Below are 14,512 nucleotides of genomic sequence, written 5' to 3'. Positions count from 1 at the left end.
TATTCTCAGTCCATGTTGGAGGGGTTGGCGCAGGCGGAGGCCGCAGTGGCCGACTGCCTCGACGCTTCGGTGTGGGCTCTTCCAGAGCACGACCTTGTCGCAGCACTCGACGCCGCGCACCGGCTCGAGCAGCGCCTGGCGGCCGTGCAACTGGCCCTGGTGCGCGAGGTGGACGGCCGTGGCACGGCCCTGACGCAGGGCGCGTCGTCGACGGCGGTGTGGTTGCGGGACCGGTTGCGTCTCAGCGTCTCCGCCGCTCGCCGGCTGGTCGATCTCGCCGCTGCGCTCGACACTGGAGCGCCCGGGGTAAGCGCCGCGTTGGCCAGCGGAGACATCAGCGTGGAGCAGGCCCGGGTCATCAGCGACACGGTGAGCACCGTGCACACGGCAGCCGGCGCCGAGGCGGCCGAGAAAGCGGTTGGTGTCCTGGTCGAGTGGGCCGGGCAGTTCGAGCCGGCGCTGCTGCGCAAGGTGGGCACCCGGGTCCTCGACCACGTCGCCCCGGAGGTCGCCGAAGCCGCGACGCGGGCGGCGTTGGAGGCCGAGGCGCGTCGAGCCGGCCAGGATCGTCACCTCACACTGTCTGAGCGGCGCGACGGGCGGCTGCGCCTGTCCGGCAATCTGGATGCCGAAACGGCCGGTCTGCTGCGTGCCGCGCTCGACCCCCTGACGGCTCCGTCCGGTCCGGACGATCCGCGTTGTGCCGGGCAACGCCGCCATGACGCGCTCGCCGACCTCTGCCGGCTCGCCCTGCGCACCGACGAGCTACCCGAGCACGGCGGCGAGGCCGCCCAGGTCGTCGTCACCACGAGCTTCGACGTGTTGACCCGGCAGCTCGCCGCCGGCACCCTCGACACCGGGCCACGGATCACCCCGGAGACGGTACGTCGTCTCGCCTGCGACGCGGCGATTCTGCCGGCCGTCCTCGGCGGCAGCGGCCAGACACTCGACGTGGGCAGGCAACGCAGACTGGTCACTGGCCCTCTGCGACGCGCCCTGGTCCTGCGAGACCGCGGCTGCGCCTTCCCGGGCTGTGACCGCCCGCCGCGTTGGTGCGACGCCCACCACATCCGCCACTGGGTCGACGGTGGCGGCACCAGCCTGGCCAACTCCGTGTTGCTCTGCTCCCACCATCACCGACACGTCCACCGTGGTGAGTGGGCGGTCCGGCTCGGCGGCGACGGCCACCCGGAGTTCGTCCCGCCGGCCTGGCTCGACCCCGATCAGCTCCCCCGCCGCAACCAATACCACCGACGGACGTGACCAGACGACCCGGCCACGGGCTGTGACGGGGGCCGCACTGTGCGGGGCGTCGGTGTGCGGGCAGCGGCTCTAGGGTCGGTGGATGGGCACCCGGGCAGGCTTCCGCGGTCGTTGGCGGTCGTTGTCGCCGCTGCCGCCGCCCGGTCGGCTGCGCACGCTGTCGCTGGCCACCCTGGCCAACACTGTCGGCACGGGGTTGTGGGTGACCGCTGCGGCGCTCTACCTGACCCGTTTCGTGGGGCTGACGCCGACGGAGGTGGGGCTGGGTCTCACCGTCGCCGGCCTGGTCGGGCTCACCGCGGGTGTGCCGTTCGGTGGGCTCGCCGACCGGCGTGATCCCCGGGCGCTGCGCGCGGTCCTCCAACTGGCGCAGGCCGCCGTCGCCGCCGCGTACCTGGTGGTCGGCTCGTTTCCGATTTTCCTGCTGGTGGCCACTCTGGACGCACTGCTGGTCTCCGGCAACCTGGCGGTCCGTGCCGCGCTGGTCGCCGCGGTCGGCGGGCCGGAGGGCCGGGTGCACGCCTTCGCCACCTTGCGCGCGGTGGCGAACCTGGGCGTGACGCTCGGCGCGGGGGTGGCCGCGTTCGCGCTGGTGGCGGACACCGGGTGGGCGTACCGCCTGCTGGTGCTCGGCAACGTCGCGACCTACCTGGTCTCGGCGGCGCTGATCATGCGACTGCCGTCGTATCCGCCGGTCCGGCGGCCGTTCCCGCCGCGACCGGGTCGCGCGTTGCGCGACGGGCGCTTCCTCGCGGTCGCCGGCGCTTCGGCGGTGCTCTCCCTGCACTGGGTCGCGCTGACGCTGATCCTGCCGCTGTGGGTGGTGACCCGCACGACGCGCCCCCGGTGACGGTCGCGGCCGTGCTCCTGGTCAACACGCTGCTCACCGTGCTCTTCGCGGTACGGCTCAGCGGGAGCGCCCGACATGCGTTGCCGGCGGCGGCGACGATGCGGCGCGCCGGCCTGGTGCTCGCGGCCGGGATGCTGCTCTGGGCCGCGACCGCCGTCGTGCCCACCTCGGTGGCGGTCGGCCTGCTACTGATCGCGACGGTGGTGTACACCGTGGGCGACCTGTGGCACAGCGGTGCCGGGGCGGCGTTGGCCTACGACCTCGCCGCCCCGGACGCCATCGGCGCGTACCAGGGGGTCGACGCACTGCTCGCCGGGCTGGCCCGTGCGGCCGGGCCGGCCTTGCTGACCTGGCTGATCCTCGACGGAGGCCCGATCGGATGGCTGGCCCTGGCCGGGCTGCTCGCGGTCACCGGTCTGGCGGTGCCCCCGCTGACCCGACGGGCCCTGACGCACCGCGCCGAGCCGCTGCCGACCAGCGGTCAGCCGATCTCCTCGTCGACGTAGCACCAGCGCCACGCCTCGCCGGGCTGCGCCGAGCGGATCACCGGGTGCCCGGTGGACGCGTAGTGCTTGCTCGCGTGCTGGTTCGGCGACGAGTCGCAGCAGCCGACCTGCCCACAGCTCAGGCAGGTACGCAGGTGCACCCAGTACGTGTCGCCGGCGGCGACGCAGTCCGCGCACTCGTCGGGGGTGCGCGCCTCGACGGCACCCGCCTCGGTCAGGTGCTCACAACTCACTTCTCGACCTCCCGCAGCAACGACTCTTCCAGGTCCAGGTCACGATAGGCCCGCACCAGCACCTCCTCAGGAATCTGACCGGAGTCCCGGGCAGCCCGGAACACATCCCGCTCGGCGTCGATCATCTCCTGCCGCAGCCGACCGTACGCCTGCGACGGGGTCTCCCGGTCGGTGCCGCCGAGCCGTTCCCACGCCATGTTGGTGCGGTCCTCCACCGCTCGACGCAGCCGGTCCACCACCGCTTCCGGTGCGCTGTCGGCCAACTCGTCGAGGCGGTCCTGGGCGGCCCGGCTGGCCTGCTGCTGGACACCGGCGGCGGACAACGCGTCCTGCACCGGGTCGTCCGGTGGCAGCCGCAACCGACGCGCGACCAACGGTAGCGTGGCGCCCTGGCCGACGAGTGTGAAGACGATCACCGCGAAGGCCAACCAGATGAACAACGCCCGGGGGTACGGCTCGTCGTCGGCAAGGGTCAGCGGCAACGCGAGAGCGGCGGCCAGGGTCACCACGCCGCGCATCCCGGCCCAGCCGATGATGATCGGGAACTTTGGCGACGGCCTGGGGTCGCGGCGACGGACCCGGGGCACCAACCGGGCCAGGTAGGTGGCCGGGAAGAGCCAGACGAACCGGGTGAGGAAGACGGCGGCGAGCACCGCGAACGTGATGAGGACGAGCGAGCCGATCGGCTCGTCGAGGTCGTGCAGCACCTCCCGCAGTTGGAGTCCTACCAGCAGGAAGACCAGGCCCTCCAGCAGGAAACGGACCAGCCGCCAGAACGCGCCGGTCTGCAACCGGGACGCCGCCGACAGCAACTGGGGCAGCTTGTGGCCGAGCACGAGGCCGGTGACGACCACCGCGACCACTCCGGAGGCGTGCAGGTGCTCGGCGGTGAACACCACAGCGAACGGGATGATCAGCGACAGCGCGTTGTCCAGCAACGGGTCGGTGATCCGCCGGTGCAGGAACCCGAAGACCACCGCCCCGAGCGCCCCGATCAGGATGCCGCCACCGGTGGCCCGCAGCACCTCGATGGCGACGTCGGCGGTGCCGACCGCCGAGCCGACCGTGGCCATCGTCGCGACCCGCAGCAGCACCAGCGCGGTGGCGTCGTTGACCAGGCTCTCCCCCTCCAGGATGGTGACGACCCGGCGGGGCAGGCCGACCCGCCGGGCCACCGCCGTGGCGGCCACCGCGTCCGGCGGGGCGACCACCGCGCCGAGGGCCAGGCAGATCGCGAACGGCAACTGCGGCAGCAGCAGGTGCAGCACCAACCCGACCACGAACGCGGTGAACAGCACCAGGCCGACCGCGAGCAGCAGGATCGGCCGGATGTTGTTCTTGAACGCCGGTACCGAGGTCTCCAGCGCTGCCACGTAGAGCAGCGGAGGCAGGATGCCGATCAGCACCAACTCGGGTTCGAGGTGCACCTGCGGGAAGCCCGGCACGAACGAGAGCGCCAGACCAAGCACGACCAGCACGATCGGCGCGAGCAAGCCGAGCCGGCGGGCCAGCGCGGCGCCCAGGGTGGCGATCGCCAGGAAGACGACGACCGGAAACAGGCTTTCCATGGGGTACGAGCCTAGGGCCTGTTTCATAAGGGCGGTCGAGCCGAGGCGGAGTCCGGGCGGCGATCCGGCAAGGCGCGGTTTCGTCCGGATACCGGTGTTGTATCCGGACGAAACCGCAACGCCGCCGGGCGTCGTCTGGGCCCGCCGCAGGCCGACCAGTTCTTATGAAACAGGCCCTAGGGGTCCGGCGGACCCGAGCCCCGATCAGCCAGTCGGGCGCAGCTTCGGCAGCACTTCGCTGCCGAACGCGTCGATGAACCCGCGCTGCTCCTGCCCGACGTGGTGCAGGGCGATCTGGTCGAAGCCGAGTTCCAGGTACTCCTCCAACCAGCCGACGTGCCGGCCCAGGTCGGCCGACACGTTGACCACCTCGGCGACCCGCTGCGCCGGCACGTCGGCGGAGACCACGTCGAAGTGCTCGGCGGTCTCCAGGTCCCAGCAGACCGGCGGGGCGAAGACGTTGCTGCGCCACTGGTCGTACGCGATGGCCTCGGCCTGCGCCTGGTCGGGCGCCCAGGAGACGTGCACCTGGAGGTGCAGCGGCCCGCGCCCACCGGCGTCCCGGTAGGCGTCGATCATCTCGCGCAGGTGCGCCACCGGCGCGTTCACGGTGATCAGCCCGTCCGCCCACTCGGCGCACCAGCGGGCGGTGGCCACGCTGACGGCGGCGCCGACCAGCGCGGGCGGCTGCTCCGGGCGGGTCCACAGCCGGGCCCGGTCCACCCGGACCAGGCCGTCGTGGCTGACCTCCTCGCCGGCCAGGAGCGCGCGGATCACGTCCACGCACTCGCGCAGCCGGGCGGCGCGGATGTCCTTGCGTGGCCACGGGTCGCCGGTGATGTGCTCGTTGCTGGCCTCGCCGGTGCCGAGCGCCGCCCAGAAGCGGCCCGGGTACATCGCGCCGAGGGTGCCGATGGCCTGCGCGATGATCGCCGGGTGGTACCGCTGGCCGGGTGCGTTGACGACCCCGAACGGCAGACCGGTGGCCTGCAACGCGGAGCCCAGCCAGGACCAGGCGAAGCCGGATTCGCCCTGCCGGGCGCTCCACGGGGAGAAGTGGTCGGAGCACATGGCGGCGTCGAAGCCGGCCCGCTCGGCGTGCATCACCGCCTCCAGGAGGGCACGCGGGCCGATCTGCTCATGCGAGGCGTGAAATCCGAACGTCGTCATGGGCGCACTTCCTACCCACGTCGGCGTCGGCTGATGCGTGCGCTATTCCGCGTGCGCCCCCGCGCTATTCCGCGTGCGCCCCCGCACCGGCCGAGGCAGCGCCCTCGCCCACCCAGACCGTCTTGGTGTTGCAGAACTCCCGCATTCCGAGCGCTGACAACTCCCGCCCGTAACCGGAGTTCTTCACTCCTCCGAACGGCAACTCCGGGTAGGACGTGGTCATGCCGTTGACGAAGACGTTGCCCGCGTCCAGGTCGGTGGCGAAGCGCTCCTGTTCGTCCGGGTCCCGGGTCCAGGCGTTCGAGCCGAGCCCGAAGCTGGTGCCGTTGGCGACCTCGATCGCCTCCTCGTACGACGAGACCCGGAACAGGCCGGCGACCGGGCCGAACACCTCCTCGGACCACATCCGCATCTGCGGGGTGAGGTCGGTGACCACCGTCGGCGGGTAGAACCACCCGTCACCGCCCGGCAGCTCGCCGCCGCAGAGCACCGTGGCGCCGTTGTCGACAGCGTCGCGGACCTGGGCGTGCACCTCGTCGCGGCCCCGCTCGCTGGCCAGCGGACCCACGTCGGTGTTCGCGTCCATCGGGTCACCGACCCGCAGCGCGGCCATGTTCGCGGCGAACTTCTCCGCGAAGGCGTCGAACACGTCGGTGTGCACGATGAACCGTTTCGCGGCGATGCAGGACTGACCGTTGTTCTGGCAGCGGGCGGTGGTGGCCACCTCGGCGGCGCGGTCCACGTCGGCGGAGGGCATCACCACGAAGGGGTCGCTGCCGCCGAGTTCCAGGACGGTCTTCTTCAGCTCTCGTCCGGCGATCTGCGCGATGGACCGACCGGCCGGCTCGCTGCCGGTGAGCGTGGCCGCGCGCACCCGGGGGTCGCTGAGGATCCGGTCCACGGCGTCGGAGCCGACCAGCACCGTGGTGAAGGCCCCCTCGGGGAAGCCGGCCCGGCGGAACACGTCCTCCAGCAGCAGGGCGGTCTGCGGCACGTTCGAGGCGTGCTTGAGCAGACCGGTGTTGCCGGCCATCAGCGCCGGCGCCGCGAAACGCATCACCTGCCAGAGCGGGAAGTTCCACGGCATCACCGCGAGCACCACACCGATCGGCTGGTAGCGGATGAACGCCCGGGTCGCCTTCACGGCGGCGGAGTCGGCCGGCTCGTCGGCGAGGAACGCGGGGGCCCGGTCGGCGTAGAAGCGGGCGGCCGTGGCGCACTTGGTCACCTCGGCCTGCGCGGAGGCGTAGGTCTTGCCCATCTCGGTGGTCATGATCCGGGCGATCTCGTCGCGCTCGGCGTCGAGCAGATCGGCGGCGGCGTTCATCCACCCGGCGCGCTGGTCGACCATCGTCGCCCGCAACTGCTGGTACGCGAGGTGGGTGCGTTCGATGGCACCGTCGAGCTGCTCGGTGGACATCGCCTCGTAGGTCTTGAGCACCTGTCCGGTGGCGGGGTTGGTGGTGGCGATGTGGGGCATCTCGTCCTCCTGTCACTCGAACAACGAGTGGCGTACGCCCGGCTCCTCGCGGCGGCGGGCGGCGCGGCGGCGCTGGATCACGACCAGGTCGACCACGGCGACCACAGCGAAGATCGCACAGACCACGCCGAGCCAGGCGATGCCGGCCCAGAACGCCAACACCGCGAAGACCACCATGATCACCAGCCCGAAGCCGGCGAGGGTGAGCCGGAGGTTCAGCGCGCTGTACGCGTGGCCGACAGTGCCACGAGCGCGCCGGGGCTGCGATCTCGTCATACCCCCGCACCTACCCCCGATCGGCCGGGTTAACCGGCGGCGCGCGCTCCCACCCCGGCGGTGCTGGTGTGCTCGATTACATCCGTTCGCGCCCGGGGCCCCGCCGACCGCAGGATGGGCGCATGTCAATGACCCTCGCCGTGCCGGTGACCGTCGCCATCGCCCGCCGTGTCGACCCGGCCCGGTCCAGCGAGATGGTGGCCTGGATGCGGGCCGGCACCGCACTGGCCGAGGCGTTTCCCGGGTTCCTCGGCGCCGGTTGGGTGCAGAGCGGCCCGGGTTCGCCGGAGTGGCACATGCTCTACCGCTTCGCCGACGCCGAGACGCTGCGCCGGTGGGAGGAGTCCCCGCAGCGGCACTGGTGGCTGAGCTCGGCGCAGGGCATCGTCGAGCACACCCGGGTCGAGCGGCGTACCGGCATCGAGGGGTGGTTCGACCCTCCGTCGGAGCACTCCGTGGACCTGGTCGCGCCGGTCGCTCCGGCGTCGCCGCCCAGGTGGAAGCAGGCGGTGACCATCTGGCTGGCGTTCTTCCCACTGAGCCTCAGCGCCACACTGCTGACGAGTCACTTCCTCGGCGCGGTGCCGTTGGCGGCGCGGGTGCTGTTGATGACGCTCTGCCTGACCCCGCTGATGACGTACCTGGTGCTGCCCTGGATCACCCGGACGTTGCACTGGTGGCTGCACGGCCAGCGGGCACCCTGGCGGGGCTTATAGCACCCCGACAGCGTCCGCGTCGGCGCTCTGCCGCATAGCCGACAGCAACTTCGCGACAAACCCCGTCCTGCGCATAGAGTTACCGCGCTGTCGCTCTGTGCTGCGGGAAACGGGAGACGTCATGCCTCGACGCTGGGTCGCCGCCCTGGCCTGTACCGCGGCGCTGGTGGCGCTGGCCTGCGAGGGCGGCACCTCCGCGACACCTCGCCCCACCAAGAGCGCCCCGCCGTCGAGCGGGCCGGGTGGCATCGCCGCGCTCGGCGACTCGATCACCACCGGCTTCGCGTCCTGCCTGGTGTTGACGTCGTGCGAACGCAACTCCTGGGCGACAGGGGACGGCCTGCGGGTGCAGAGCCACTACCGGCGGCTGCTGGAGCAGAATTCGGCGATCCGCGACCGGACGTACAACCACGCCCGTCCGGGTGCCCGCGCGGACGCGCTGGAAGGCCAGGCCCAGGCGGCGGTACGCGACCGGCCCGACTACGTCACGGTGCTGATCGGCGCCAACGACGTCTGCCGGGGCGGGGTGGACGCGATGACGCCGGTCGCCGAGTTCCGTGCCAACGTCGACCGGGGCCTACGGGTGCTGAAGACCGGCCGCCCGAAGGCCCGGGTGCTGGTGGTGAGCATTCCCGACCTGTACCGGCTCTGGGAGGTCGGGCACGGCGACTCCCGGGCGGTTCGCGCGTGGCGACGGGGCATCTGCCCGTCCCTGTTGGCCGAGGCGACCTCGACGGCCCCGGCCGACCGGGCTCGCCGGGCCGCCGTGCGGGAGCGGATCCAGGCGTACAACACCGAGTTGGTGGCGGCCTGCCGGGCGTACGGCTCACGCTGCCGGCACGACGGCGGCGCGGTGCACAAGGTCCGGTTCACTCTGGACCTGCTCAACCCACTGGACTGGTTCCACCCCAACGCCACCGGCCAGGGTCGCATCGCCGAGGTCACCTGGCGCGCCTCCGGCCTGGCGAACTGACCGGACCGGCCGACCCTCAGCGCTGGCGGGGCTCCGGGACGCCACCGCCCCGGGACCGGTAGAGGGCCCGGGACCGCTTCGCGAGGTCCTTCGTGGCCGACGAGTTGGCCCAGGTGCCGAGCACGATGGCGGCGCCGGGGATGACCTTGGCGACCATCCGCTTGGCGGCCCGGACACCGGCCATCTGGGCCAGCCGGACGCCGAGTTGCAGCATGACCCGACCGAGCGGGCGTTGGCCGCCCAGGCCGAAGAGCGCGTCGGCGCGCTCCCGGCCGGCGGCCACGCCGAGAGCCAGCCGGGCGCTCTCGGCGACCTTGTGCACGCGCTGGAGCACCAGCAGGTCGGTGGCCCGGTCGCCGTGCAGCGGGTCGACGTCGTAGGCGGCGGCGATGTGCAGCACCATCCGCGCCTGGGTCCAGGCCAGCACGCCCACGTCGATCACCGCCCCGGGCAGCCCGGCCACTCCGGAGACCGCGCCCGACAGCCGGGCCAGGTTGACGAACTTGCGGGCCGCCTGGTCGGCGAGGACGTCGGCCGATACGCCGGGCTGCTCGGCCCGGGCCCGGGCGGCCCACTGCACGGCCTCCGGCCCGAGCCGGCGTACGGCCTCCAGGGCGAGGTGTTCCGGCGCGTACTGCGGGTCGTCGCGCATCCGGTCCCAGAGACGGGCCGGTGGACCCTCGGGGGCGTCCACCGGCTCGGCCGGCAGGCCGGCGGACGGCTGCGGAGTGGGGGCGGCGGGCTGGCCGCCGAAGGGTGGGGTGTCGGTCACCTGGTCTCCCCAGGGGTGGAGATGGCGGACAGGGCGGCCGATGGAGCGGTCAGCGGCGGCGGTTGGACAGCCGGGCCGCCAGCCCCTTGAGCTTCTGCTGGTTGGCCGGCTTGGCCATCTCCCGACGGCCTCGCTCCACCAACTGCTGCCCCTTCGGCGATCTGAGGAACGTGGTGATTCGCTGCATCAGTGACATGGCGTCCTCCTGTCGATGATCCCTGCGTCATGTGTACCCGTAACCCGCAACACATGTACCCGGGATGCGACAGCCTCAACCCTCACCGTCCACAGTGGTCGGTAGGTTACCGCCCCGCCGGCACGATGGCGTCGACGACCCGGGTGGCCCGCCATTCGTGCTGCTGGTAGTGCTCGGGGTACGCGGACACCTGCACCGCCTGAGCGGCGTCGGTCAGCCGCATCCCCTGCCAGCCGGGCACCTGCTCCAGTGCGGCGAGGAACTGCCGGGCGGCGAACTCCGGGTCCATCAGCCGACCCACCGGGCCCCAACCGCTGCTCGACCGCTGCTGGAACAACCCGACCGAGTCGTGGTCCCAGCCGACGCCCTGGTGCGGGTAGTCCTGCGACTCGGGCAGCACGCCGCTGGCCACGTTGTAGAGGTTGCTCTCCTGCATGGCGGTGGCCACCGCGATCACCAGCCCGCGGCGGGGCACCCCCATCGTGCGGCCGGTCCGGACGATGGCCTCGGCGTTGTCCATCTGGGCCCGGTCCAGGCCGGCGACGGGCGCCGGGCGGGTCGGGCGGGTCGGCTTGGCCTTGCGCGCCGGAGCGGTGGTGTCCGGGTCGGCCGGGGTCGCCGTGGCGGATGCGCTCGGGGCAGCCGTCCTCTCGAGGCCACGCGAGGCGGTCTGCTGTTCGGCGCGCTGGGCCAGTTCGGAGGTGGACGGCGACGCGCCCCGCGTCGCCGCGTCCGCGCTGTCGTCCCGGACCTGCGCGACGGCGGCGAGGCCGAGGCAGCACACCACCCCGGTGGCGAGCGCCACCTGCGCCCGGCGTCGACCGGTCAGGTCGCGGGCGTACGCCCGGAGCCGGCTCGCGGCGGTTGTCCGTTCGGCTGAGGTGCCATCCTCCGTATCGGCAGTGGGCGTACTCGGGGCGTACGGGTCGTCGAGGGTGCCGTCGTCACGCATCAACCGAGGCTAGGCAGGTGGAAACGCCGATCACGCACGGTGATCACGTGGTGATCGCCACACACCCGGTCCCCTCCGGTGGACGACAGGGTCGGGTCGACCCGCCCGAGGAGCAGACCTCGCGTACCGGATGAAGCCGGCATTCCCCTCAGCGCGGCCCGGCCGGGGACAGGCGGACACATCGGACCCTCGGACCCGACATGATCGACAAACTCGGCCTTTGGGCTGAACTGGACCTCCACCGATCAGTCCACCGGGCCCGCCTCGCGACGAAAACAGCTGATTGGTCCGGTCACGCCCATCCGCCGGGCGGCGGACCGCCCGGAGCAGGAATGCGCCAGGATGGCGGGTACGTTGCCCGAACGGGTGCCCTCCGTCGCGACGGCACCCCGCAGGCACATTTCAGGGAGGTCCGCACCGGTGCTCGACCCACACGAGCTCTACCAGCTCACCGACGATCTGCCCGACCTCGGGCAACCGGTCCTGATCCAGGCCCTCACCGGGTTCGTGGACGCCGGCAACGCCAGCCGGCTGGCGCGCGAGCAACTGCTCACCTCGCTGGAGGGTCGGCCGATCGCCACCTTCGACGTCGACCAGCTCTTCGACTACCGATCGCGACGACCGGTGATGACCTTCGTCGAGGACCACTGGGAGAGCATCGACGCCCCCGCGCTCGAACTCCACCTGCTGCACGACGACGACGAGACACCGTTCCTGCTGCTCACCGGCCCCGAGCCGGACCTGCAGTGGGAACGGTTCGTGGCCGCCGTCGCCGGGCTCGCCGCCCGGCTGGACGTCCGGCTCACCGTGGGGCTCAACTCCATCCCGATGGCGGTGCCGCACACCCGCCCGACCGGGGTGACCGCGCACGCCACCCGCCCGGAACTGATCTCCGGCTACGAGCCCTGGCTGCAACGCGTCCAGGTGCCCGGAAGCGTCGGTCACCTGCTGGAGTTCCGCCTCGGCCAGCAGGGTCGCGACGCGCTGGGCTTCGCCGCCCACGTGCCGCACTACGTGGCGCAGACCGAGTACCCGGCAGCCGCCGAGGTGCTGCTCACGTCGGTGTCCCGCAGCACCGGCCTGCTGCTGCCCGGTGACGGGCTGCGCTCGGCCGCCGAGGTGGTTCGAGTGGAGATCGACAGGCAGGTCGCCCAGACCGACGACGCGGCCGCCCTGGTCCAGGCCCTGGAGGAGCAGTACGACGCGTTCGCCCGAGGTCGGGGCGAGAAGAGCCTGCTCGCCCCTGACGCCGGACCACTGCCGACGGCCGACGAACTCGGCGCGGAACTGGAACGGTTCCTGGCCGAACAGACCCGTCCCGGCGACACCCCGGCCGGCTGACCCGGCGTAGCGGCGGCGGATGCGGCAGGCTGGAGGTATGCGCCTGGCGACCTGGAACGTCAACTCGGTGAAGGCCCGCCTACCCCGACTGTTGGAGTGGCTGGCCGACACCGGGTCGGACGTCGTCTGCCTGCAGGAGACCAAGTGCCCCGACGGCGCCTTCCCGGTCGCCGAGGTGGGCGAACTGGGCTACACCGTGGCCAGCCACAGCGACGGCCGGTGGAACGGGGTCGCCATCCTGTCCCGGGTCGGGCTGGACGACGTCCGCGTCGGGTTCGCCGGCGAGCCCGGCTTCCCCGCCCCGGAGGCCCGGGCCATCTCGGCGACCTGCGACGGGGTCCGGGTCTGGTCGGTGTACGTGCCCAACGGCCGAACGCCGGACGACCCGCACTACGCGTACAAGTTGGCCTGGTTCGCCGCGCTGCGCGACGCGCTGGAGACAGAGTTGGCCGGCGGGCTCCCGCTGGCGGTCAGCGGTGACTTCAACGTCGCCCCGACCGACGCCGACGTCTGGGACCCGGCCGTCTTCACCCACTCCACGCACGTCACCCCGGCCGAGCGGGCCGCCCTCGCCGCGCTGCGCGACCTGGGCCTCAGTGACGTCGTGCCCACCCCGATGAAGGGGCCACACCCCTTCACGTACTGGGACTACCGGGCCGGGATGTTCCACCAGAACAAGGGCATGAGAATCGACCTGGTGTACGCGTCCGCGCCGTTCGCCCGGGCGGTCCGCTCGGCGTACGTGGACCGGGAGGCCCGCAAGGGCAAGGGCCCCTCAGACCACGCGCCGATCGTCGTCGACGCTGATCTGGTGCCCGCGGTCGAGACGTTCTGACCTCGCGCCGCGCTTCTGCCGCCGGCGGCGGTGGGCTGGCTGCCCGAGGTGGCTAGGGTGGGCAGATGGCAGTCGTGAAGATCAACGCTATCGACGTCCCGCCCGGTGGCGGCGCGGAGCTGGAGAAGCGGTTCGCCGCACGGGCCGGAGCTGTGGAGCACTCCCCCGGCTTCCTCGGCTTCGAACTCCTCCGCCCAGTGGCCGGCGAGACCCGCTACTTCGTCTACACGAAGTGGGAAAGCGAAGAGGCGTTCCAGGCATGGGCCGCCGGGCCGTCGCGCGCCGCCCACGCCGCCGCCCCTGGCGACAAGCCTCGTCCCCCGGTCTCCACCGGTGCCAGCCTGTTGGAGTTCGAGGTGGCGCTGCACGTCCCCGAGCCGACGTCATCGCAGCGGCCCGTCACCGGCCTCACGGAATAAGGAGGGCCTTACCCGGGATCGAGCGCGCCTCCATCGCGCGGTGAGCCTCGGCCGCGGAACGCAGTGGATACTCGCGTGCGATCACCGGGCGAATCCGCCCACGCACCGCCTCGGTCAGGGCCCTGCCCGCAAGCCGCACCATCTCCGGCGCCTGGAACTGAACGTCCGCGATGCCGTACAGGTCGATGCCGCGGGCCCGCGCAGTCGGTAGATCCGTCGTGGCGAACTCGCCACTCGCCGCCCCATGGGCCGAGACCCGCCCGCCGTCGGCCACCAGCTGAAAGGCGTCGGTGCCGAGTTTCCCCCCGACCCCGTCCAGCAGCACGTCGACCGACCGACCGCCGAGGGCTTCGCGTACCGCGTCGATCCATCCGTCACCGGCGTAATCGACGACAGCGTCGGCGCCGAGCCGTCGTACCAGTGTCAGCTTGTCCGCCCCACGGGCCGCCCCCACGACCTGCGCACCGAGACGGTGTGCAAGCTGGACAAGCAGCGTTCCCATGCCGCCCGCGGCTCCCAGGATCAGGACCCGGTCGCCCGGCTTGACGCCGACACCGTCGATGATGCCCATGGCGGTCACGCCGTCGTGTGCGAGACCAGCCGCTTCCCGCAGGCTCAGTCCGTCGGGGACCGGCACCAGCCGGTCGACGCCGGTCCGAACCAGTTCAGCGTACGAACCCCGCGTCCCGGCACCCGCCACGACCTGGCGGCCAAGCCAGGACGCAGAGACACCAGGACCCGCGGAAATCACAATTCCCGCCGCCGCGCCGCCCGGTACGTACGGCGGGGTGACACCGAACATTCCACCCCAGCCACCGCGGATCTGAGTCTCGACGTAGATCGTGTCCACGGCCTCGGCGCGAACGACGACCTCCCCCTCCCTGGCCTGCGGATCGGGCAGGTCCACCAGGATCAGAACCTCTGGACCCCCGTACTCAGAAACCTGGATCGCCCGCACGCAT

General features: G+C 72.2%; 17 protein-coding genes. 8 read left to right on the top strand and 9 right to left on the bottom strand.

The window, feature by feature from the left end; translation table 11 throughout:
- The first annotated feature begins 12 nt into the window (after positions 1-12).
- The 3 genes from O7631_RS15690 (at position 13) to O7631_RS15680 (ending at position 2,619) form a co-directional block, all read left to right on the top strand.
- The gene (locus O7631_RS15690) at positions 13-1,263 is read left to right on the top strand and encodes an HNH endonuclease signature motif containing protein (RefSeq protein WP_278144892.1); all 1,251 of its coding nucleotides are present in this window, start codon (positions 13-15) and stop codon (positions 1,261-1,263) included.
- Between the two features lie 82 nt (positions 1,264-1,345).
- Complete coding sequence (locus O7631_RS15685; protein ID WP_278144891.1) at positions 1,346-2,113, top strand: MFS transporter; 768 nt, start codon at positions 1,346-1,348, stop codon at positions 2,111-2,113.
- Positions 2,080-2,619 carry a hypothetical protein gene (locus O7631_RS15680; protein WP_278144890.1) on the top strand — a complete coding sequence of 180 codons (540 nt, stop codon included), beginning with the start codon at positions 2,080-2,082 and terminating at the stop codon, positions 2,617-2,619. Before O7631_RS15685 ends, O7631_RS15680 begins: the two co-directional genes overlap by 34 nt.
- On the opposite strand, the gene O7631_RS15675 is transcribed toward O7631_RS15680, so the two are convergent.
- The 5 genes from O7631_RS15675 to O7631_RS15655 form a co-directional block, all read right to left on the bottom strand.
- Entirely contained in the window at positions 2,595-2,852 is a 258-nt protein-coding gene (locus O7631_RS15675; RefSeq protein ID WP_278144889.1) for a UBP-type zinc finger domain-containing protein, read from the bottom strand. The two genes, O7631_RS15680 and O7631_RS15675, sit on opposite strands and share 25 nt — an antisense overlap.
- Positions 2,849-4,420, bottom strand: coding sequence for a Na+/H+ antiporter (locus O7631_RS15670; protein WP_278144888.1), 1,572 nt, complete (start codon positions 4,418-4,420; stop codon positions 2,849-2,851). The genes O7631_RS15675 and O7631_RS15670 overlap by 4 nt, the downstream gene beginning before the upstream one ends.
- Before the next feature lie 204 nt (positions 4,421-4,624).
- Positions 4,625-5,590 (bottom strand): TIGR03885 family FMN-dependent LLM class oxidoreductase, encoded by a 966-nt coding sequence (locus O7631_RS15665; protein WP_278144887.1) that lies wholly within the window; start codon positions 5,588-5,590, stop codon positions 4,625-4,627.
- 64 nt (positions 5,591-5,654) lie between these two features.
- On the bottom strand, positions 5,655-7,070 hold the full coding sequence (locus O7631_RS15660) for an NADP-dependent succinic semialdehyde dehydrogenase (protein ID WP_278144886.1): 1,416 nt from the start codon (positions 7,068-7,070) through the stop codon (positions 5,655-5,657).
- A gap of 12 nt (positions 7,071-7,082) precedes the next feature.
- Positions 7,083-7,346, bottom strand: a complete 264-nt coding sequence (locus tag O7631_RS15655) for a DUF6343 family protein (protein WP_088990477.1) — start codon at positions 7,344-7,346, stop codon at positions 7,083-7,085.
- Positions 7,347-7,468: 122 nt separating this feature from the next.
- On the opposite strand from O7631_RS15655, the gene O7631_RS15650 reads away from it, so the two are divergent.
- On the top strand, positions 7,469-8,062 hold the full coding sequence (locus O7631_RS15650) for an antibiotic biosynthesis monooxygenase (RefSeq protein ID WP_278144885.1): 594 nt from the start codon (positions 7,469-7,471) through the stop codon (positions 8,060-8,062).
- Between the two features lie 121 nt (positions 8,063-8,183).
- Complete coding sequence (locus O7631_RS15645) at positions 8,184-9,035, top strand: GDSL-type esterase/lipase family protein (protein ID WP_278144884.1); 852 nt, start codon at positions 8,184-8,186, stop codon at positions 9,033-9,035.
- Positions 9,036-9,051: 16 nt separating this feature from the next.
- Here O7631_RS15645 and O7631_RS15640 read toward each other — a convergent pair whose 3' ends face one another.
- From O7631_RS15640 to O7631_RS15630, 3 genes are all read right to left on the bottom strand, one after another.
- Positions 9,052-9,807: an EcsC family protein gene (locus O7631_RS15640; protein ID WP_278144883.1), complete on the bottom strand. Its 756-nt coding sequence runs from the start codon at positions 9,805-9,807 to the stop codon at positions 9,052-9,054.
- Between the two features lie 49 nt (positions 9,808-9,856).
- Positions 9,857-10,003: a hypothetical protein gene (locus tag O7631_RS15635; protein ID WP_165435705.1), complete on the bottom strand. Its 147-nt coding sequence runs from the start codon at positions 10,001-10,003 to the stop codon at positions 9,857-9,859.
- A gap of 106 nt (positions 10,004-10,109) precedes the next feature.
- Complete coding sequence (locus O7631_RS15630) at positions 10,110-10,955, bottom strand: peptidase M23 (RefSeq protein WP_278144882.1); 846 nt, start codon at positions 10,953-10,955, stop codon at positions 10,110-10,112.
- Between the two features lie 420 nt (positions 10,956-11,375).
- Between O7631_RS15630 and O7631_RS15625 the strand changes: the two genes are divergently transcribed.
- The 3 genes from O7631_RS15625 (at position 11,376) to O7631_RS15615 (ending at position 13,550) form a co-directional block, all read left to right on the top strand.
- On the top strand, positions 11,376-12,296 hold the full coding sequence (locus tag O7631_RS15625) for a PAC2 family protein (RefSeq protein ID WP_278144881.1): 921 nt from the start codon (positions 11,376-11,378) through the stop codon (positions 12,294-12,296).
- 37 nt (positions 12,297-12,333) lie between these two features.
- Positions 12,334-13,131, top strand: a complete 798-nt coding sequence (locus O7631_RS15620) for an exodeoxyribonuclease III (RefSeq protein ID WP_278144880.1) — start codon at positions 12,334-12,336, stop codon at positions 13,129-13,131.
- 65 nt (positions 13,132-13,196) lie between these two features.
- A complete protein-coding gene (locus O7631_RS15615) occupies positions 13,197-13,550 on the top strand; it encodes an antibiotic biosynthesis monooxygenase (protein WP_278144879.1) in 354 nt (117 codons plus the stop codon).
- On the opposite strand, the gene O7631_RS15610 is transcribed toward O7631_RS15615, so the two are convergent.
- The gene (locus tag O7631_RS15610; RefSeq protein ID WP_278144878.1) at positions 13,540-14,508 is read right to left on the bottom strand and encodes a zinc-binding dehydrogenase; all 969 of its coding nucleotides are present in this window, start codon (positions 14,506-14,508) and stop codon (positions 13,540-13,542) included. The two genes, O7631_RS15615 and O7631_RS15610, sit on opposite strands and share 11 nt — an antisense overlap.
- Between the last annotated feature and the right edge of the window lie 4 nt (positions 14,509-14,512).

This window comes from Micromonospora sp. WMMD967 (assembly GCF_029626165.1).
GTDB classification, from domain to species: Bacteria; Actinomycetota; Actinomycetes; order Mycobacteriales; family Micromonosporaceae; genus Micromonospora; species Micromonospora taraxaci.
The sequence above is the reverse complement of the archived record's forward strand: the minus strand, read 5'-3'. Positions and strand labels throughout refer to the sequence as shown.